Origin of the sequence: Streptomyces barringtoniae (assembly GCF_020819595.1) — a bacterium.
Lineage (GTDB): Bacteria > Actinomycetota > Actinomycetes > Streptomycetales > Streptomycetaceae > Streptomyces > Streptomyces barringtoniae.
The window spans coordinates 16975-35731 of the sequence record NZ_JAJHNP010000011.1 but is presented as its reverse complement, the minus strand read 5'-3'; the positions used below and the strand labels follow the sequence as shown (position 1 = coordinate 35731).

The 18757-nt window shown below is 72.4% G+C and carries 19 protein-coding genes and 1 pseudogene; 12 read left to right on the top strand and 8 right to left on the bottom strand.

All coding sequences use genetic code 11. The features are described 5' to 3' along the window. Nucleotides 1-67 precede the first annotated feature (67 nt). Nucleotides 68-2473, bottom strand: a complete 2406-nt coding sequence (locus tag LMU33_RS21020; protein WP_228622042.1) for a M4 family metallopeptidase — start codon at nt 2471-2473, stop codon at nt 68-70. Nucleotides 2474-3291: 818 nt separating this feature from the next. Then, on the bottom strand, nt 3292-3579 hold the full coding sequence (locus LMU33_RS21015; protein ID WP_228622287.1) for a DUF1905 domain-containing protein: 288 nt from the start codon (nt 3577-3579) through the stop codon (nt 3292-3294). Nucleotides 3580-3672: 93 nt separating this feature from the next. Here LMU33_RS21015 and LMU33_RS21010 point away from each other — a divergent pair, with 93 nt between their 5' ends. Together LMU33_RS21010 and LMU33_RS21005 are read left to right on the top strand one after the other, a co-directional pair. After that, nucleotides 3673-5175 (top strand): metallophosphoesterase family protein, encoded by a 1503-nt coding sequence (locus LMU33_RS21010; RefSeq protein ID WP_228622041.1) that lies wholly within the window; start codon nt 3673-3675, stop codon nt 5173-5175. 68 nt (nt 5176-5243) lie between these two features. After that, on the top strand, nt 5244-6272 hold the full coding sequence (locus LMU33_RS21005) for an LLM class flavin-dependent oxidoreductase (RefSeq protein WP_228622040.1): 1029 nt from the start codon (nt 5244-5246) through the stop codon (nt 6270-6272). A 39-nt stretch (nt 6273-6311) separates the two neighbouring features. Here the strand turns inward: LMU33_RS21005 and LMU33_RS21000 are convergent, their stop codons facing one another. Continuing rightward, on the bottom strand, nt 6312-7307 hold the full coding sequence (locus tag LMU33_RS21000) for a TauD/TfdA dioxygenase family protein (protein ID WP_228622039.1): 996 nt from the start codon (nt 7305-7307) through the stop codon (nt 6312-6314). Nucleotides 7308-7604: 297 nt separating this feature from the next. Here LMU33_RS21000 and LMU33_RS20995 point away from each other — a divergent pair, with 297 nt between their 5' ends. After that, the gene (locus LMU33_RS20995) at nt 7605-8435 is read left to right on the top strand and encodes an aldo/keto reductase (RefSeq protein ID WP_228622038.1); all 831 of its coding nucleotides are present in this window, start codon (nt 7605-7607) and stop codon (nt 8433-8435) included. A 14-nt stretch (nt 8436-8449) separates the two neighbouring features. On the opposite strand, the gene LMU33_RS20990 is transcribed toward LMU33_RS20995, so the two are convergent. After that, on the bottom strand, nt 8450-9325 hold the full coding sequence (locus LMU33_RS20990) for a helix-turn-helix domain-containing protein (RefSeq protein ID WP_228622037.1): 876 nt from the start codon (nt 9323-9325) through the stop codon (nt 8450-8452). A gap of 160 nt (nt 9326-9485) precedes the next feature. On the opposite strand from LMU33_RS20990, the gene LMU33_RS20985 reads away from it, so the two are divergent. The 4 genes from LMU33_RS20985 to LMU33_RS20970 all read left to right on the top strand — a co-directional run bounded on the left by LMU33_RS20985 (nt 9486) and on the right by LMU33_RS20970 (nt 12572). Then, nucleotides 9486-10349: an oxidoreductase gene (locus tag LMU33_RS20985; protein WP_228622036.1), complete on the top strand. Its 864-nt coding sequence runs from the start codon at nt 9486-9488 to the stop codon at nt 10347-10349. A gap of 57 nt (nt 10350-10406) precedes the next feature. Continuing rightward, nucleotides 10407-11015 carry a DNA polymerase ligase N-terminal domain-containing protein gene (locus LMU33_RS20980; RefSeq protein ID WP_228622035.1) on the top strand — a complete coding sequence of 203 codons (609 nt, stop codon included), beginning with the start codon at nt 10407-10409 and terminating at the stop codon, nt 11013-11015. A gap of 6 nt (nt 11016-11021) precedes the next feature. After that, a complete protein-coding gene (ligD, locus tag LMU33_RS20975; RefSeq protein ID WP_228622034.1) occupies nt 11022-12032 on the top strand; it encodes a non-homologous end-joining DNA ligase in 1011 nt (336 codons plus the stop codon). A gap of 105 nt (nt 12033-12137) precedes the next feature. Beyond that, on the top strand, nt 12138-12572 hold the full coding sequence (locus LMU33_RS20970) for a cupin domain-containing protein (protein ID WP_228622033.1): 435 nt from the start codon (nt 12138-12140) through the stop codon (nt 12570-12572). Nucleotides 12573-12621: 49 nt separating this feature from the next. On the opposite strand, the gene LMU33_RS20965 is transcribed toward LMU33_RS20970, so the two are convergent. Both LMU33_RS20965 and LMU33_RS20960 read right to left on the bottom strand, forming a co-directional pair. Further along, nucleotides 12622-13089 carry a peroxiredoxin gene (locus LMU33_RS20965; protein WP_249814055.1) on the bottom strand — a complete coding sequence of 156 codons (468 nt, stop codon included), beginning with the start codon at nt 13087-13089 and terminating at the stop codon, nt 12622-12624. Continuing rightward, nucleotides 13086-13466, bottom strand: a complete 381-nt coding sequence (locus LMU33_RS20960) for a DoxX family protein (RefSeq protein ID WP_228622032.1) — start codon at nt 13464-13466, stop codon at nt 13086-13088. The genes LMU33_RS20965 and LMU33_RS20960 overlap by 4 nt, the downstream gene beginning before the upstream one ends. A 274-nt stretch (nt 13467-13740) precedes the next feature. Here LMU33_RS20960 and LMU33_RS20955 point away from each other — a divergent pair, with 274 nt between their 5' ends. From LMU33_RS20955 to LMU33_RS20945, 3 genes are all read left to right on the top strand, one after another. Then, the gene (locus LMU33_RS20955) at nt 13741-14028 is read left to right on the top strand and encodes a putative quinol monooxygenase (RefSeq protein WP_228622031.1); all 288 of its coding nucleotides are present in this window, start codon (nt 13741-13743) and stop codon (nt 14026-14028) included. Nucleotides 14029-14268: 240 nt separating this feature from the next. After that, on the top strand, nt 14269-14901 hold the full coding sequence (locus LMU33_RS20950; RefSeq protein ID WP_228622030.1) for an SH3 domain-containing protein: 633 nt from the start codon (nt 14269-14271) through the stop codon (nt 14899-14901). 184 nt (nt 14902-15085) lie between these two features. Continuing rightward, nucleotides 15086-15868: an XRE family transcriptional regulator gene (locus LMU33_RS20945; RefSeq protein ID WP_228622029.1), complete on the top strand. Its 783-nt coding sequence runs from the start codon at nt 15086-15088 to the stop codon at nt 15866-15868. Nucleotides 15869-15932: 64 nt separating this feature from the next. On the opposite strand, the pseudogene LMU33_RS20940 reads toward LMU33_RS20945, so the two are convergent. Together LMU33_RS20940 and LMU33_RS20935 are read right to left on the bottom strand one after the other, a co-directional pair. After that, nucleotides 15933-16043, bottom strand: a pseudogene (locus LMU33_RS20940) (FCD domain-containing protein); the annotation flags it as partial. Next, nucleotides 16040-16897, bottom strand: coding sequence for a LysR family transcriptional regulator (locus LMU33_RS20935; RefSeq protein WP_228622028.1), 858 nt, complete (start codon nt 16895-16897; stop codon nt 16040-16042). The gene LMU33_RS20935 and the pseudogene LMU33_RS20940, both read right to left, overlap by 4 nt. A gap of 146 nt (nt 16898-17043) precedes the next feature. Between LMU33_RS20935 and LMU33_RS20930 the strand changes: the two genes are divergently transcribed. Both LMU33_RS20930 and LMU33_RS20925 read left to right on the top strand, forming a co-directional pair. Next, nucleotides 17044-17856, top strand: a complete 813-nt coding sequence (locus LMU33_RS20930) for an EamA family transporter (RefSeq protein ID WP_372478042.1) — start codon at nt 17044-17046, stop codon at nt 17854-17856. Between the two features lie 126 nt (nt 17857-17982). After that, nucleotides 17983-18741, top strand: coding sequence for an IclR family transcriptional regulator (locus LMU33_RS20925; RefSeq protein WP_228622026.1), 759 nt, complete (start codon nt 17983-17985; stop codon nt 18739-18741). The last annotated feature ends 16 nt before the right edge of the window (nt 18742-18757 follow it).

Genomic DNA, 18757 nt, shown 5'->3' with positions numbered 1-18757 from the left:
CACGAGGTGACATGCGAGGGTCCCGCACCCCGGCCGGCTGCCGGGGTGCGGGACCGTCATGTGTGGGTCAGCCGGTCGTCAGGGCGGTGTCGTCCACGACGAAGCTGGTCTGCAGCGAGGAGTCCTCCACGCCGTTGAACTTCAGCGTGACCGTCTGGCCCGCCAGCGAGGACAGGTCGAAGGTCTTCTGGCTGTAGCCGGAGGCGGCGTTGAGGTTCGAGTAGGTCGCGAGGGTCTTCGAACCCGCGGTCACCGTCAGCTTGTCGTACTGGGTGCTGCTGGTGGTCTCCGAGGTGTCGATGTGCAGGTAGTAGGTCAGGGTCGCCTTGCAGCCCGCGGGGATCGTCACCGACTGGGACAGCGTGTCGGTGTGGGTGGTGCCGTAGCCGTCGAGCCAGGCCTTGTACGAGCCGCCGTGGGCCGCCTCGCCGGTGTCGTTGGTGATGACGCCGCTGGTGGCGCTCCAGCCGGTGCCTCCGGACTCGAAGCCGGGGTTGCTCAGCAGCTGGGTCGAGGTGCAACCGCCGCCGCCACTGGAGTTGACCGTCCAGGTGAAGGTAGCGGTGCCGGTGGCGCCGGTGGAGTCGGTCACCGTCACCGTGGTGTTGTAGGTGCCCGCCGTGGTGGGCGTGCCGGTGATCAGACCGGTGGAGCTGTTGATCGACAGGCCCGCGGGCAGTCCGGAGGCGCTGTAGGACAGGGCTCCGCTGTTGGTGCTGCTGGCCTGGACCTGGAGGCTGACGGCGGTACCGACGGTGGAGGTCTGGTTGCCCGGGTTGGTGACCGTCACCCCGTTGCCCGGCGGGGTGACATGGCTGCCGACGTTGATGCCGGCGAAGGCGTTGGCGACTCCGGCGTACTGCGCGGAGTTGGCGCCGTACAGCGCGGTCGCCGCGTTCAGGGCGGCGGTGCGGGCGGCGGCGTAGTTGGTGCTGGACGTCATGTACGTCGTCAGCGCCTTGTACCAGATCTGCAGCGCGGCGGCGCGGCCGATGCCGGTGACGGCGACGCCGTCGGAGGTCGGGCTGTTGTAGGTCACGCCGTTGATGACCTTGGTGCCACTGCCCTCGGAGAGCAGGTAGAACATGTGGTTCGCCGGGCCCGAGGAGTAGTGCACGTCCAGGCCGCCGACACCGGAGTACCAACTGTCGGCCGACGAGCCGTCCTTGCTCGGCTTGTCCATGTACCGCAGCGGCGTGCCGTTGCCGTTGATGTTGATCTTCTCGCCGATGAGGTAGTCACCGGGGTCGGAGCTGTTGTTGGCGTAGAACTCCACGCCGGTACCCATGATGTCGCTGGTGGCCTCGTTCAGGCCGCCGGACTCACCGGTGTAGTCCAGGCCCGCGGTGTTCGAGGTGACGCCGTGGCTCATCTCGTGGCCCGCGACGTCGAGCGAGGTCAGCGGGTCGTTGTTGGCGGAGCCGTCGCCGTAGGTCATGCAGAAGCAGGTGTCGTCCCAGAAGGCGTTCACGTACGAGTTGCCGTAGTGGACACGCGAGTAGGCGCCGACACCGTCGTTCCTGATGCCGCTGCGGCCGAAGGAGTTCTTGTAGAAGTCCCAGGTCTCCTGCGCCCCGTAGTGCGCGTCGGCGCCCGCGGTGGCGGCGGTGGAGTTGGTGCCGTCGCCCCAGGTGTCGTTGGTCTGCGAGAACAGCGTCCCCGTGCCCGAGGTGCCGTGGTTGAGGTTGTACGTCTTGTGCCCGCCGCGCGCCCCGTCGGTCAGGGTGTACGTCGAACCCGACTGGGTCGTCGTCAGCGTGACCTGGCCGCTGTAGTGGGTGTTGCCGACGCCGGTCTCGATCGCCTGGTACCGGTACAGCTCCTTGCCGGTGGTGGCGTCGGTGATGACGTGCAGCCGGCTGGGCGTGCCGTCGTCCTGGAAGCCGCCGATCACCGTCTCCCAGGCGAGCTTCGGGGTGCCGCTGCCGGCCCAGATCACCTTGCGGGCGCTGTCGGCGGTGGGCTTCTTGGCGGCGAGGGACCTGGCGGCCTTCAGGGCCTTGGCCTCGGCTGCCGACTTGGTGAAGGTCGCGGTGGTGGAGGCGACCTGGATCTTGTGCTTGTTGTTGTAGGTGGTGCTCACGGTGCCCACGGCGAGGGAGGCGGGCGGGGTGTGCACGACGAGGTCGCCGCCGAGGACGGGGAGGCCGGCGTAGGTGCGCTCGTACCGGGTGTGCAGGGTGCCGTCGTTGTCCTTGACGACGTCCTTGACGACCAGCTTCTCCTTCGCGCCGAGCCCCAGGGTGCGGGCGGTCGCGGCGGTCTGCTGCTGGGCGCTCTCGATCAGTGCCTGGTGCTGGGCCGGGCTGAGCCTGGCCTCCAGGCCGCCGGTGCGCAGCGGGCTGGGGTGGGGAGCGGCAGGCTTGGCGACGGCCGGGGCGGCCTGCATGCCGAGGGTGAGCAAGGCGGCGGTGGAGACCAGGGCGGCTCCGACCGTGGCACGCTTGTGGGGAAGGCGTCTGTGGGGTCTCACTCGTACTCCTCCTGCTGCGGCCGCCGGGTCGCGGCCGGTGACAGACGGGCAGACGGGTCTGCTGCCCGTGAGCTGAGCTGTGCGGGACCGTGGATCCATGTGCGGGGTGTGAAGGATCGACGTGCGCACGGAGGATGACAGGATTGACTAGTCCATGTCACCACAGTTGCGGTCAATCGAGGGTTTTCCCTATGCGGCGCCCCAGGGCCGGGGCGGCGCCGGGCAGGAGCAGCACCTCGTACGGCCGGCCCGCGGCGAGCGGCGCACCGGACAGCCGGAGGGTGCGGGAGGGCGGGACCTCGAGCCGCCAGAGGCAGTCAGCGGGATCGTCCCCCGTACGACCCCGCAGTTACAACACACTCCCGCCGTCCGTGGTCAGGGTGAACCGCCTGGGGACACCACGGGTGAAACGGGCGGTGCGGACGAGCCGGGCGGGGAGGAGGCCGGGGCGCACGTTCCGGTGACTTCCTCTTCCCCCGGAGTCGAGCTCGACTCCGGCATCCTCCCGGACCGGGTCGACAGCGCCCAGGACCTGCGCGGCTACGCGGCGGCGCTCGCCGTGGACTGCCACCGCGCCGAGCGCGAACGGCGGGCGAGGGCCGAACGCGGCGAATGGGCCGGTGACGGAGGCAGCGGGGCGCACAGCACCCTCTACGACTGGCTGGACGGCTGGCCGGCAGGGGCCGGCGCCCGATCGCCGCTCCACGCCCGGCTCGCACCCGTCTCCTGGCAGTCCATCGCTCTTCAGCTCGACGCCGCACCCAGCCACGAGCAGCGAAGGCCCGGCCGGGTCACGGGGCCGGGGTTCGCCGCGGGCCTCACAGCCGTACGGTCATCGCGACGGTCACTTCGTCACCCGGCGCGAGCCCCTCCGGCCGGCGCACGGCGCTCTTGAGCGGCAGCAGGTACCCGCCGTCCCTGGGGAAGAGGGACGTGGTGAAGTCCGTGCCGCCGACCCTGGCCTCGACCGGGATCACGCCCCAGCCGTAACTGGCCAGCGCGGCCACGTCACGGATGTCGGCGCACTCCGCGTCCGGCACGGCGACGAAGTAGTACGGCGCCGGTCCCCGCCACTCCACGACCCGTCCGGCGAAGGCGAGTTCCATGGTCTGTCCGCCCCTCTCGCTCAGCGGCTGCACAGCGTACCGGCCGAGGCCCCGCCAACCTCCCGTGACCGGTGCGTTGTTACTGTGCACGGCGTGTCTGACTCCTCGCGCGATACCGCCCAGGGCGCCGGCTGGGGCTCGGCCGAGCCCGGCACCTACAAGCAGCTGATGCCGGACCACGTCGAGAAGCTGTCGTGGCTGAATCCACGGACCCTGTGGGCCGCCCGCAACGGCGTGCTGGCGTCCTGGTTCGGCGACCCGACCGGCCGTACCCGCAGCCGCTGGGTGGCGCGCCGGGAGGCGGCCGGGGCGCCCGTCGACAAGGTGATCGAGCGGGAGACCGACGACTGGTTCTCCTTCATGGTCATCGGTGACACCGGGGAGGGGGACGACCCCCAATACGCCGTCGTCCCGGGGTTTCTGAAGGCGAGCGAGGACACCGACTTCGCGGTGATCGCGAGCGATGTGATCTATCCGGTGGGCAGCGCCGACGACTACGGCAGCAAGTTCTTCCGGCCCTACCGGGACTATCCGGCCCCGATATACGCGATACCGGGCAACCACGACTGGTACGAGGATCTCGGCGCCTTCATGCGCGTCTTCTGCGCCGACACCCCGCCGCTCGACCCCGAGCCCCGGCCCCGCCCGCTCGGCCGTGCCTGGTGGCGGGCCCTGCTGTGGCACCGGCCGCAGCCGGCTGACGAGCAACGGCTCGCAGCCGCAAGGGAGTTGCGGTCGGCACCCGGCCAGCAGGCCGCACAGCCGGGGCCGTACTGGGCGATCGACGCGGGTCCGCTGCGGATCGTCGGCATCGACACCGGTCTGCTCGGCACGATCGACGCCGAACAGGGCGCCTGGCTGCGCGAGGTCTCCCGGGGACCGCGGCCGAAGATCCTGATCACCGGGTCACCGCTGTACGTCGACGGCGAGCACCACCCGTGCCCGATCGAGGGCGCCGGGACGGTGGACGACATCGTCCGGGACCCGGAGCACCACTATGTGGCCGCGATCGGCGGCGACATCCACAACTACCAGCGCTATCCGGTCGACGTGGACGGCCGGACCATCCAGTACGTGGTCGCGGGCGGCGGCGGGGCGTTCATGCACGCCACACACACCATCCCGCGGGTCTCGGTCGGGGGTGTCACCGAGCGGGACTTCCGCTGCTATCCGCTGCGCGGCGACTCCCTGGCCTTCTACAGCCGCCTGTACGGCCGCCGGCTGCGGCTGCGCCGCTTCTTCACCCTGACCGAGGCGGAGGCCACGGCGGTCGTCGCCGAGCGCCTCGGTATCGAGCCTGGCCGCAAGCCAGGCCCCGAGGCCCGGATCACCCGGCGCACCCGGCTGATCGCGAGCCTCCTCGGCACCGGCGGCCGCCCGGACCGTACGTCCCGGTTCCGGCTGCCCGTGCGCAAGGCGTACACCCAGCTGTTCTCGCCCGGCTCGGCCACCTACAGCCCGCCGTTCTTCAAGTGCTTCCTGCGGCTGGACGTCGCTCCGGAGGCGGTCCGGCTGCGCTGTTTCGCCGCGACCGGCAACCGGGCGCAGGAGGTCGATCCGCCGGTGGAGGACGAGATCGTCATCCCGCTGAAGTGATCACACGGTTGTCACACTCGCCTGCCAGAATCGAAAGGCGAAGCGCCTTACGACCGCTGGAGGAGCCCGTGCCGTCCACCGCCCGCCCGCTGCGCAAGCTGGGCTTCCTCACCATCGGCCTGTTCGACCCGGCGGATCCGGCCCGGGGCCACGAGTCCACGCTGGAGATCATCGAGCTGGGCGAGCGGCTCGGCTTCGACAGCGCCTGGCTGCGCCACCGCCATCTGCAGCACGGCATCTCCTCCCCGGTCGCCGTCCTCGCCGCCGCCTCCCAGCGCACCCGCCGCATCGAGCTGGGCACCGCGGTGACCCCGCTCGGCTGGGAGAACCCGTTGCGTCTCGCCGAGGACCTGGCGACGGTGGACGTCCTGTCCGGGGGCCGGCTCAACCCGGGCGTCAGCGTGGGCCCGCCGATGCACTTCGAGCAGGTCAAGGACGCCCTGTACCCGGACACGGCCGACGCCGAGGACTTTGGCTACGAGCGGGTGCGGCGGCTGCTGGACCTGGTGCGGGGCAAGCCGGCGAGCGACTTCAGCGGGGTCGAGGGGTTCGAGGTGTTCAGCGATGTGGTGCAGCCGCACTCCCCGGGGCTCGGCCGGCGGATGTGGTACGGCGGCGGCAGCCTGCGCTCGGCGCGCTGGGCGGGCGAGCACGCGATGAACTTCCTCACCAGCAGCGTGGTCAAGGCGGAACAGCCGGACGGGCCGTGGGACTTCGCCGAGATCCAGCTGGCCCTCGTCCGGGAGTTCCGCGCCCATCACCCCGACGGCGAGGCGGCCCGGGTCTCGCACGGCCTGGTCGTGATACCCACGGACTCCGCGAGCCCGGAGCAGCGCGCCAAGTACGAGGCGTACGCGGCCAAGCGGCTGCCGCGCACGGCCTCCCCGCAGGGACCGGGGCGGCTGCTGTTCGCCCCGGACCTGGTGGGCACCGCCGAGGAGATCGCCGAACGGCTGTACGCGCACGCCGCGTTCCGGGAGGTGGACGAGGTGGCGTTCGCGCTGCCGTTCACCTTCGAGTACGAGGACTACGTACAGATCCTGACGGACATGGCGACGAAGCTCGGCCCGGCGCTGGGGTGGCGGCCGGCGGGCTGACGGGGCGGCCTCCGGCACGGGGCGGCATCCGGACCCCGTTCACCAGCGGCCCGGCTCCGTGCCCATCACCGCCTCCGAGGGCTTGCCGTCCACGCCCACCGGTACCTCCCCCGCGAGCATCACCCGGTGCATGATCCGGGGCGAGCCGACGTGGGCGTGGTCGCTCGGGGCCAGGTGGATGGTGGCCCGGTTGTCCCAGAAGGCGACGCTGCCCGGCTCCCAGCGGAAGCGGACGGTGTACTCGGGGCGGACCGCCTGCTCCACCAGCATCTCCAGGATCGCCGTGCTCTCCGGACGGGAGAGGCCGACGATCTCCTCCACGTAGTAGCCGTTGACGAACAGCACCCGCTCCCCCGTCTCCGGGTGCACCCGCACCAGGGGGTGTTCGGAGACGACCTGGTGATCCAGGAGGTGACGGGCATAGGCGTCGTCCCCGGGCCGGGGCTGGTAGCCCACGCCGAGCCGGTGCTCGGCGCGCAGTCCGTCCACGAAGGCCCGGACCGGCGCCGACAGGCCCGCGTAGGCGGCGGCCAGGTTGGCCCAGGTGGTGTCGCCGCCGTAGGGCGGGACGGTCTGGGCGCGCAGGATGGTCGCGGCCGGCGGGTCGATACGGGTCCCGTAGTCGCAGTGCCAGCCGCGCAGCAGGGTGTGCCGGCGACGGTGCAGCCACTCGTCGTGCTCCATGCCGTAGCGTCCGGCCAGTTCCAGCCGGTCGGCCGTAGTCTCGACCTCCGGGAAGTCCGCCGGCGAGTGCGGACCGCGGCGCGGCAGCACGACCGGCTCGCCGAAGCGGCGGGCGAAGGCCACATGCCCGGCGTGGTCCAGGTCCTGCCCGCGGAAGAAGACCACCTTCCAGCGCAGCACGGCCTGCCGGATCAGGGCCACGACGGTGGCGTCCAGCGGCCCGGCGAGGTCGACTCCGGTGATCTCGGCGCCGATGTGCCCGGCGACCGGATTCACCTCCACGCCTGGAACCTTCCCCGCCACGCCCTCGACCCGTTCCGTCTGGTCCGCGGTGGCCCTGTGCGTGGTCATGCGCGCTCCCGTGCTCGTCCGAACCGGCTCCCCCGAAGATCGTGACACCCCGGCCCTCCCGCGGCGAACTCCCGGACGACCGCGTTCCGGAACACCGCCGTGCCGCCGGCCGTGAAGAGGGCGGGCCGGTCGCACTGGGAACACCGGCGGTTCGCCGGCGTCCTGCTGGACGGCCACGACCCGGTGGCCGTCCCCGCCGCCCATGCCGACCGCTGCTCTCTCCCCACCCGTCCGGTTGATCACCGCTCGCCCTTCCGTGAGGCTGGGGGGACGACACTGTCGAGGGAAGGTCCCATCGTGAACGGCATTCCGGCGCACACGCTCAACGACGGTACGGCGATCCCCGCCATCGGCCTCGGCACCTGGCCGCTGGACGACACGGACGCCGAGCGGGCCGTACGCTCCGCTCTCGACCTGGGCTACCGGCTGGTGGACACCGCGACGAACTACGGCAACGAGAGCGGTGTCGGTCGGGCCATAGCGGGCAGCGGCGTGCCCCGCGAGGAGGTGGTCGTGACCACCAAGCTGCCCGGCCGCCACCACGGCTACGAGGAGACCCTCGCCTCCTTCGAGGAGTCCCGGCTGCGGCTCGGCCTGGAGTACGTGGACCTGTATCTGATCCACTGGCCGAACCCCCGGGTCGGCAAGTACGCCGACTCCTGGAAAGCCATGATCGAGCTGCGCGAGGACGGGCTGGTCCGCTCGATCGGTGTCTCGAACTTCACCCCCGAGCACATCACGCGGCTGGAGAAGGAGACCGGCGTGCTGCCGTCGGTGAACCAGATCGAGCTGCACCCGCTGTTGCCGCAGGAGGAGCTGCGCGCCTTCCACGCTGACAAGGGCATCGTCACCGAGAGCTGGAGCCCGCTGGGCCGGGGCAGCGATCTGCTGGACGATCCCGCGGTCGCGGAGGTCGCCGAGGCGCACGGGGTGACCCCGGCGCAGGTGCTGCTGCGCTGGCACCTCCAGGTCGGCGCGCTGCCCATCCCGAAGTCGGCCGACCCGGGCCGGCAGCGCGCCAACCTGGACGTCTTCGGCTTCGAGCTGGACTCCGGCCAGCTGGCGGCGATCGGCCGCCGCTCCCCGCGCAGGCTCGGCGGGGACCCCGACAGGCACGAGGAGTTCTGAACCGGGCCGCGCTGCTACTGCCCCTCGATCCGTTCCTGGGCGCTGCCCGGCCGGGCACGGTCACCGGCCGGTGCGGCGAGGCTGCCGAGGATGTCCAGCAGTTCTGCGCTGCGGCTGCCGGGCTCGGCGTGGAAGACGACCAGGGTGAGTCCGTCGGTGCCGTCCACGGACAGCTTGGTCGACTGCAGGTCGAGGTCGCCGACCTGCGGGTGGGTCAGATGGCTCATCCGGCCGCGGCGGGGCCGTACCTCGTGCCTGGCCCACAGGGTGCGGAAGCGTTCGCTGCGCAGGGACAGCTCGCCGACCAGGTCCCGCAGCCGCGGGTCGTCGGCGTCCGCTCCCGCCTCGGAGCGCAGCACGGCCACGCCCTCCTCGGTGAGGTCCCCCCAGTCCCGGCGCAGCTCGCGCTCGGCCGGGTCGAGGAAGACGGCCCGCAGGAGGTTGACGCCGGGCCGGTAGTTCGGGGTGAGTGCGTTGGCGAGGGCGTTGGCGGCCAGGCAGTCGGTGTAGCGGTTCTGGACGTAGGCGGGGTTGCGCGGCCAGCCGTCGATGAGCTGCAGCAGGCTCGCCGGGACCTGCTGGGTGCGGCGCCCGGACCGTACGCCGGAGCTCGGCCGGTCCTGGGCGAGGCCGACGAGGTGGGCCGTGGCGTCGGCGTCGAGCCGCAGCACGCCGGCGATGGCCTGGAGGACCTGCACGGACGGGTTGCGGTCGCGGCCCTGCTCCAGCCGCAGGTAGTAGTCGGAGCTGATGCCGGCCAGCATCGCGACCTCCTCGCGGCGCAGCCCCGGCACCCGGCGCAGGCCGCCACCGGGCAGCCCCACGTCCTCGGGCCGTACCAGCGCCCGGCGGGCGCGCAGGAAGTCGCCGAGGGCGTTCGTTCGGTCCATGGCCCCACCGTACGGCGGCCCGGCCGGCGGTGACTGGCCCTGTCACTCCCAGGATCGACGGGGTACTGCAACGGCGGGCCCGACGGGCTCAGGGTGGAGAGCGGGCCGCCGGCGGAAACGGTGGCCCGGACATCTCGAGCACCATCCTGAGAGGCACGACATGACTGCACAGCTCGGCGGCACCCTCACCCCGGCCGAGGGCCTGACCCTGACGCGGATCGGATACGGCGCCATGCAGCTGGCCGGGCCGCACGTCTTCGGCCCGCCGAAGGACCGTGACCGGGCGGTGGCGGTGCTCCGTGCGGTGGTGGAGGCGGGCATCACGCACATCGACACCGCCGACTTCTACGGCCCCGTGGTCGTCAACGAGCTCATCCGGGAGGCCCTGCATCCCTACCCCGAGCAGCTGCACATCGTCACCAAGGTCGGCGCCCGCCGGGGAGCCGACGGCAGCTGGATCCTGTCCCGGCACCCGGAGGACCTGAAGGCGCAGGTGTACGACAACCTGCGGAACCTCGGTGTGGACTCGCTGGACGTCGTCAATCTGCGGGTGGGTGACGTGGAGTCCCCGAACGACGAGTCCGTGGCCGATAAGTTCGGCGCGCTGGCCGAGCTGCGGGAGCGGGGGCTGGTCCGGCACCTGGGGCTGAGCACGGTGACCGCGGCGCAGCTGGACGAGGCGCTGGCGATCGCGCCCGTGGTGACCGTGCAGAACCTGTACAACCTGGCCAACCGTCAGGACGACGCCCTCGTGGAGCGCACGGCGGCCGAGAACATCGCCTTCGTGCCCTACTTCCCGCTCGGCGGCTTCACCCCGCTGCAGTCCGGCGCGCTGGCGAAGGTCGCCGCCCGGCTGGGGGCCTCGCCGCAGCAGGTGGCGCTGGCCTGGCTGCTGCGCCGGTCGCCTAACATCGCGCTGATCCCCGGCACCTCCTCCCCCGAGCACCTGCGGGAGAACATCGCCGCCGCGTCCCTGGTGCTGCCCGACGACGCGGTCGCCGAGCTGGACGGCATCGCGGGCTGAACGGCCCCGTCCGGGGTACCCGGCGCCCGTGAGGCGGTCGTACGGAAGGAGCCCCAGGTGGCAGCGGAGGACCGGCTGCGGACGTACCGCGGCAGGCGCGACTTCGAGCGGACCCGCGAGCCGTCGGGGCAGGAGCCCCGGGCCGGGGGTGACGAGCCGCATTTCGTGGTGCAGATCCACGACGCCAGCCGGATGCACTTCGACTTCCGGCTCCAGGTCGACGACGTCCTGAAGTCGTGGTCGGTCCCGAAGGGCCCGTCCACGGATCCCGGGGACAAGCGGATGGCCGTGCCCACCGAGGACCATCCGCTGGAGTACGAGGAGTTCGAGGGTGTGATCCCGGAGGGCGAGTACGGCGGCGGGACCGTGATCGTCTGGGACAACGGCACGTACGAGCCGCTCAGCCACGACCGCAAGGGGCGCCCGGTGGACTTCGCGGAGTCGCTGGAGCACGGGCACGCCACCTTCCGGCTGCACGGCAGCAAACTGCGCGGGGAGTACGCGCTGACCCGCTTCCGCGGAGACGAGGGTGAACAGGAGGCCTGGCTGCTGGTGCGCAAGGGGCCGGCGCGGTCGGCCGGGCACGGCACCCCGGATCCCCGGCGGGCCCGCTCGGTGCGCACCGGACGCACCCTCGCGCAGGTCGCGGCTGCCGGCGAGGAGTGAGGGGCGGTGCCGGGGCTGCTGGACGCGCTGCCGGCCGACCGACGGGAACTGCTGGGCCCGGCCGGGCCGGGCGCCGAACTCGCGGCGGCACCGATGCTGGCCACGCTCAGCGACCGGCGGGACTTCGGCGAGGGCTGGCTGTTCGAGCGGAAGCTGGACGGTGTCCGGCTGCTGTCGGTGCGCGAGGGCGACCGGGTACGGCTGCTCTCGCGCACGGGCCGGCGGCTGAACGAAACCTATCCGGAGATCGTCGAGGCGCTCGCGGCGCAGGAGTGCACCGACTTCACGGTGGACGGCGAGGTCGTCGCGTTCAGCGGCGGCCGTACCGACTTCGCGCGGCTGCAGCGGCGGCTGGGGCTGACCCGGCGCCGGGACATCGAGGCGTCCGGGGTCGCGGTGACGTACTACCTCTTCGACCTGCTGCGTCTGGAGGGCGCCGACACCCGTCGACTCCCCTTGCGCGTCCGTAAGTCGCTGCTGCGGCGGGCGCTGTCCTTCCGCGCCCCGCTGCGGCTGACCCCGCATCGCAACGCGGGCGGCGCCGAGTTGCTGGCCGAGGCCTGCGGCCGGGGCTGGGAGGGGCTGATCGCCAAGCGGGCCGACGGGCCGTACCGGACGCGCAGGTCCCCGGACTGGCTGAAGCTCAAGTGCTCCCAGGGGCAGGAGTTCGTGATCGGCGGCTGCACCGAACCGGCGGGCAGCCGCGTCGGGTTGGGGGCGCTGCTCCTCGGCTTCTACGACGGTGACCGGCTGCGGTACGCCGGCAAGGTCGGCACCGGCTTCGACCGGCGCACCCTGCTGGAGCTGCGCGAGCGGCTGGACGGGCTGCGCCGCGACACCTCGCCCTTCACCGGTGCCGTGCGCGAGGCCCGGGCCCGCTGGGTGAAGCCGGAGCTGGTCGCGCAGATCGCGTTCACCGAGTGGACCCGGGACGGGATGCTGCGGCACCCCCGCTACCTGGGACTGCGCGAGGACAAGCGGCCACGGGACGTGGTCCGCGAGGGCGCGGCGGCCTGAGACCCGCGGTCACGAACGCATACGGATCTTCGGGTTCCGGCCCCAACTCCCTTGCGGTGCCTTTATGTTCGCGGCGACACCCCGCTCGCCTCCGAAAGGCCCCGCATGCGTACCGCTCTCCGTGCCGCCGTCACCGGCGCGCTGACCGCCGCCACCGTTCTGGCCTGCGGCACCGCGCAGGCGACCCCGCCGGGCCCGGGTGTGACGGCCCGGATCATCAGCCGGACCACCATCGACGGCACCGACTACACCCTGCGGGAGATCACCGTTCCGCCCGGCCAGAGCACCGGCTGGCACTATCACGACGGCCCGCTGTACGGCGTGGTCAAGCAGGGCACGCTCAGCCACTTCGACTCCGCCTGCGCCTCGGACGGCGTGTACCGCAGGGGCGCGACGATCCAGGAGCCGGCCGGTGCGGACCATGTGCACATCGGGCGGAACCTCGGCGACACCCCCCTCGTGCTCGATGTGCTGTACGTGCTGCCGCACGGCGCCCCGTTCTCGGAGGACGCGCCGAACCCGGGCTGCCCGTTCCAGTGATCGGCCCCGCCCTCGTCGTAGGCGTGCGCCCGGCGCGGATGTGGTGCGTTCAGTCCTGGTGGGCACGCAGGGCGGCAAGGGCCCGGTCGGCGTGGGTGTTCATGCGCAGTTCGCTGCGGACGATCTCCAGCACCGTGCGGTCCTGGGCGATCACGAAGGTGACGCGCTTGGTGGGGGCGAGGGAGAAGCCGCGCTTGACGCCGAACCGCTCGCGGACCGTGCCGTCGGCGTCGGAGAGCAGCGGCATGCCGAGGCCGTGCCGACCGGTGAACTCCTGCTGCTTTTCGACGCTGTCGCCGCTGATGCCGACCGGCCGGGCGCCGACGGCGGCGAATTCGGCGGCGAGGTCGCGGAAGTGGCAGGCCTCCGCGGTGCAGCCGGGAGTGAGGGCGGCCGGGTAGAAGAAGAGGACCACGGGCCCGTCGGCCAGCAGTTCGGTGAGCCGGCGGGTGGTGCCGGTCTCGTCGGGCAGGGCGAAGTCCTCGGCCCTGTCCCCGACCTCGATGTGTTCCGTCATGAGCGTCCCTCCTCGTTCCGGGCGATTCCCCGGGCCCAGAGCACCAGCGGCACCTGCAGCGGCAGCCGCGCCAGGGCGGCCGTCCGCAGCGGTGCGGGCCGGTGCCGCCAGTCCACGGCCATCTGTACGTTCGCCGGGAACACCCCGACGAAGAAGGCCGCGGCCGCCTTTGCGGCGACCGCGCGTGTGCGGGGTGCGGCGATCCCGGCCGCCAGGGCCAGCTCCATGACCCCGCTGCCGTACGTCCATGCCCTGGGCGTGCCCGGCAGCGCGCGCGGAATGGTGGCGTCGAACTGTCGTGGGGCGGCGAAGTGGGCGATGCCGGCCGCGGCCAGCAGGCCGGCGAGCAGCAGGGGTGAGCGTTCGGACCGGGGCACGGTTCCTCCTCTGATGGCCTGCCGCCGGATATTACTGGACGGTAGGCGCGCATGACGCGGCAGGCAGGTCGGACAGCGCTTCCATGGGCATATCCGTCAGTCAGCAGCTCGTTGCCTAGGTCAAGCAAGTTCCGGCCAGGGCTCTCGGGCCGTCCTCGACGCTCGGCCCTCCCCGGATCCGGTCGCGTGTCGTACGGCCCGCCCCTCGGCGCAAGCGTGCTGGAATCGGCGGGTCCACCCCCTCGGGAACACCTTGGAACACCGGAGGAATGCCATGGCCTTCGCCGTCGTCGCCCAGTACCAGTGCGCCCCCGCCGACGCGGACGCCGTGCGCGGCGCGCTGCGCACGATGCGCGAACTGGTTCGGTCGGAGCCCGCTAACCTCGCCTACGAGGCGCACGAGGTCGTCGACCAGCCCGGAGCCTTCGTGCTGTACGAGCGCTACACGGACCGCGCCGGCTTCGAGGCGCACAAGGAGACGGAACACTTCGCGGAGCTGATCCGGGCAACGGTGTTCCCGCTGCTGAAGGAGCGGACGATCACCTTCGCCGAAACGCTCTGACCGCCACGGATGGCTCCGGGCGCGGGACGCCTCACCCGTTCGTGCACAGGGACCGCCGGAGACGGCGGAACGCCTCCGCGCCGCGGACCGGGTGTGCGCGGCCGTGCCGCGGGCGCCCGTCCCGTGGGACGTCCCGGCCGTTCCTGGGGACGCGGGAACGACATTCTGACGGCTCGTCACGGACACCCTGACTGTCGTGATCACTGCTCGTGGTCACGAGAACGACAGCCGGAGGCTTCCATGATCCGACGGACTCTCAAGAGTGGACTACTGGCGACGGTCGCGGTGCTCGCGTTCCTGCCCACGGCGGCCGGCGTCAGCACGGCGAGCGCCGCCACGCCGCGCCCGGTCCCCAGCGCCACCGCCCAGCACCACGCCCACCGCGCCCAGCACCGCACCGGCCGGCGCGTCCACCACCGCAGGTACGTCACCACCCACCGGCACCACCGCACCCACCTCCGCACGCACCACAGCCGCCGAGTGCACCGGATCCACCGACTCACGGCCCGTCGAGCGGCCCACCGCTTCCTGCCGCAGACGGCGGCCTACCGCCTCGTCGTACAAGCGGCGCCCTACCGGCTCGCCGCACACCGGATGCAGTACCGGCTCGCGGGGCGATGGATGACATACCGTCACATCCAGCGCCTCACCGGCCGGGTCACCACCCGCCACGCCCCGCTCAACGTCCGCTCCGGTCCCGGCACCGGCTACCGGGTGATCGGCCACCGGCAGACGGGCCGGGTCCTGGCCCTCACCTGCAAGACTCACGGCTCCTCGGTGCACGGAAACCGCACCTGGTACCGGCTGTCGCACCACGCGGGCTACGTCTCGGCCCACTACGTCCGCCCCGCCCACGCCCTCCCGTGGTGCTGACGGCACTTCACCGGAGCATCATCCAGCCACCGAAGGCCCGTTCGACGACCCCCGAACGGGCCTTCGGTACGCCACACCTCACCTTCCTCATACCTCACCGCGTGTTGCAGCCGCCGTCCTCGGGAAGTTATTCCGACAACAGGGGCGAACCAGCCCATAGCGGAAAGGGAGTCGAGGACGCACGATGCGGCACCCTCAAGCATCGACCACGCCGGACGAGGCACTGGTGGTGGGACTGCGCGAGCTGAAGGACCGTACGGGGCTGAGCCTGGCGGCGCTGGCCGCGCGCACCCCGTACAGCAAGTCCGCGTGGCACCGCTATCTGTCCGGCGGCACGCCGCCGCCGCGGCAGGCCGTGGAAGCGCTCTGCCGCCTCGCCGGCGCCGACACCGAGGCCGTACTGACGCTGTGGGCCACGGCCGAGCCTCCCCCGCCCGGGGCCGACGCACCCGGGGCCGCGCCCGAGGGGTCCGGCCCCGGCCGGCGGCTCCCGTCATGGCTGCCGCTGTCCCTGTTCGCGCTGTTCGGTACGGTGACGGCGGTGGCCGCCGCCGCTGTCGCCCTGTCCGCGCGGCCGGGTACGGCGCCCGCCGCGCAGACCCTGCCGGCGGTGTCCCGCTGTCACGGCCGGTCCTGCCAGGGCGAGTTGCCCGACGCCACGGTGTGCGCCCGGGACGCACGGACCATGAGCACGGTCACCGACCCCGCCTACACCGTCCGGCTGCGCTGGTCCCCGGCCTGCGGGACCGTCTGGTCCGAGGTGCGGCTGCGGTCACCCCGGGCCCGCGAGGTGTCGGTACGCGCGGGCCGGGACGTGATGTCGGCCGGATATCCGGCGGACGACCCCGCCGGTGACAGCAGCCCGATGCTCTCGGCGTCCTCGCCGCGCGGCGTGGAGGCGTGTGCCGAGGTGGCCGGGGGGCTGGCCTGCACGGGCCTGGACGTGGAGCCGGAAGCACAGGAATGACACCGTGCAACGCATACGGCGCCGTCGCCGGCGTGCGCGGTGACGACGAGGGTGTCCCGGGTGCTCAGCCCCGCAGCGCCTCGATCAGGCCGGCGAGGTGGGCGCGGACGACCGCTTCGGCCGCCTGCGGATCCCTGGCCCTGATCGCCTCGATCACCGCCGGGTGCCGCTTCAGCCCGTCCGGTACAGCTCACTGAGCAGTTCGAGGACCGCCTGGAGGGCCGGGTTCGGGTCGTCACGCCACCAGGCGAGCCGTACGGCGACGGGTTCGGCGTCGCGCACCGGCCGGTAGACGACGCCGGGCCGCGGGTACTGGTTCGCGGTCGACTCGGCGGTGACACCGATGCCGCGTCCGGCGGCGATGACGGTGAGCCAGTCGTCGACGTCGTATGTCTCCTCCACGGCGGGGCGGGAGTCCGGCGGCCACAGCTCGGGCGTGGTGGTGCCGGTGCGCCGGTCCACCCAGAGGATCCGGCCGGTGAGTTCGCCGAGCCGTACGGACCGGCGCCGGGCCAGCGGATCATCGGCGGCGATCGCACACAGGCGCCGCTCCAACCCCACGATGGCGGTGTCGAACCGCCGGTCCTCCAGCGGCCGGCGGACCACCGCGAGGTCGCAGGCGCCTTCGGCGAGACCGGCGGACGCGGTGTTGACGCGGACGAGATGCAGATCGATTCCGGGGTGGGCTGCGGTCCAGCGGCGCTGGAAGGCGACGGTGTGGCGGCCGACGGCCGACCATGCGTAGCCGATGCGCAGCCGGGTGTGCCCCGACGTGGCCTCCTGGACCAGTACGGCTGCGTCCGCCAGCACCCGCCGGGCCTGCGCCACCACCCGCAACCCGGTCGCCGTCGGGGTCACCACACGTGAGGTTCTCCTCAGCAGCCGTACGCCCAGGGCCCGTTCGAGCCCTGCCAGGGTGCGTGACACGGCCGCCTGGGACACCCCGAGCGCGATCGCCGCGTCGGTGAAGCTGCCTTCGTCGACGATGGCGACGAGACAGCGCAGCTGCCGGAGCTCGATGTCATCCATACGTCAAGCGTATAGATCGTATAGTGCATGCATTTTGCGCAAGAGCCGGCCGGGCGGACGCTCCTCGCATGCGACAAGATCTCGGACAGCCCGCGGACACGACGTCCCGCGCGATCCAGAACCCCGCGCCGGGGCGGCTGGCGGGCGTGGCGGCCATGTTCGGCAGCGGCCTGGCCAACCAGACCGGCGCGGCGATCGGCGCGCTGGCCTTCCCGGTCCTCGGTCCGCTCGGCGTGGTGGCGGTACGCCAGTACGTCGCCGCGCTGGTCCTGGTGGCCGTCGGCCGGCCGCGCCTGCGCGACTTCACCCGGCGCCAGTGGTGGCCGGTGCTGCTGCTCGCCGGGGTCTTCGGCGCCATGAACCTGAGCCTGTACAGCGCGATCGACCGGATCGGCCTGGGGCTGGCGGTGACCCTGGAGTTCCTGGGCCCGCTCGGCATCGCGCTGGCCGCCACGCGCCGTCGGCTGGACGCGGGATGCGCGGCGCTGGCCGGAGCCGGAGTCGTGGTGCTGATGCGCCCTCAGCCCTCCGCCGACTACCCGGGCATGGCGCTGGGCCTGGTGGCGGCCTGCTGCTGGGCCTCGTACATCCTGCTCAACCGGGTGGTCGGGCTGCGCATCCCTGGTGCCCAGGGGTCGGCCGCGGCCGCGTGCGCGTCGGCACTGGCCTTCCTGCCGATCGGAGTCGTCCTCGCCGTACGGCATCCGCCGACGGCCGGGGCGCTGCTGTGCGCGGTGGCGGCGGGTGTGCTGTCGTCGGCCGTGCCCTACCTGACCGATCTGATCACCCTGCGCAGGGTGCCGGCCCAGACCTTCGGTCTGTTCATGAGCGTCAACCCGGTACTGGCGGCCGTGGTCGGCTGGATGGTCCTCGGTCAGCACCTGGGCGGCGCGCAGTGCACGGGCATCGGCGCGGTGGTGGTGGCCAACGCGGTGAGCATCGCGAGCACGCGCCGCTGAGGACGGCCGGCACGGTCGCTCCGGCGTTCCGCTCACCCTGCCGGGCGGGGTCGTGGGCGCCGACCTGGCAGCCCCGGGGTTGCGCCCTGCCTTGCCCGGGCCCGGCGCCCGGCGCACTCTTGTTCTATGGGTGCTCAGGACGGCCCCACGCTGATCACGTCTGTGCAGCGGGCCTTCCGTCTGCTGGAGGCGGTGAGCGCGCACGAGAACGGCGCGCCGGCGAAACAGCTGGCGCGCGAGACGGAACTGCCGCTCGCCACCGCCTATCACCTGCTGCGCACTCTCGTGCACGACGGGTACGTGCGAAAGCTGGCCGACGGCGGCTTCGTCCTGGGCGACAGGCTGGACTCCCTGCACACGGCGGGCCGCGCACAGACCCTGCTCAGCCGTGTGCGCCCGACGCTGGCCGCCCTCCGCGACGAGCTGGCCACCGCCGCCTACCTCACGTTCTACGAGGAGGGCGAGATCAGGGTGGCCGAGATCGTGGACAGCCCCCGCACGCCCCGGGTGGATCTCTGGGTGGGTTTCGAGGACGCCGGACATGCCACCGCACTGGGCAAGTCCGTGCTGCGGGAGCTGGACGAGGACGCCCGCCGGGACTATCTGTCCAGGCACCACCTCGCCGATCTCACACCACGGACGATCACCAGTCTTCCCCAGCTGCTCCGCAGGCTCGCGGCGCCCCCCTTGGCACCGGCCGTCACGGACCTGGAGGAGTACGCGCTGGGCACCGTCTGCGTCGCCGTGCCCGTCTACCGCGGGAGCACGCCCGGCTCACTCGGCGTCTCCCTGCCGGTGGAGCGGCAGGCCCAGCTCCAGGAGATCCGGGCGCGCCTGCTTCCGGTCGCGAGCCGGGTGACCAGGAGTCTCTCGCTCACTATCTGAAAACCCGGTCCTTGTG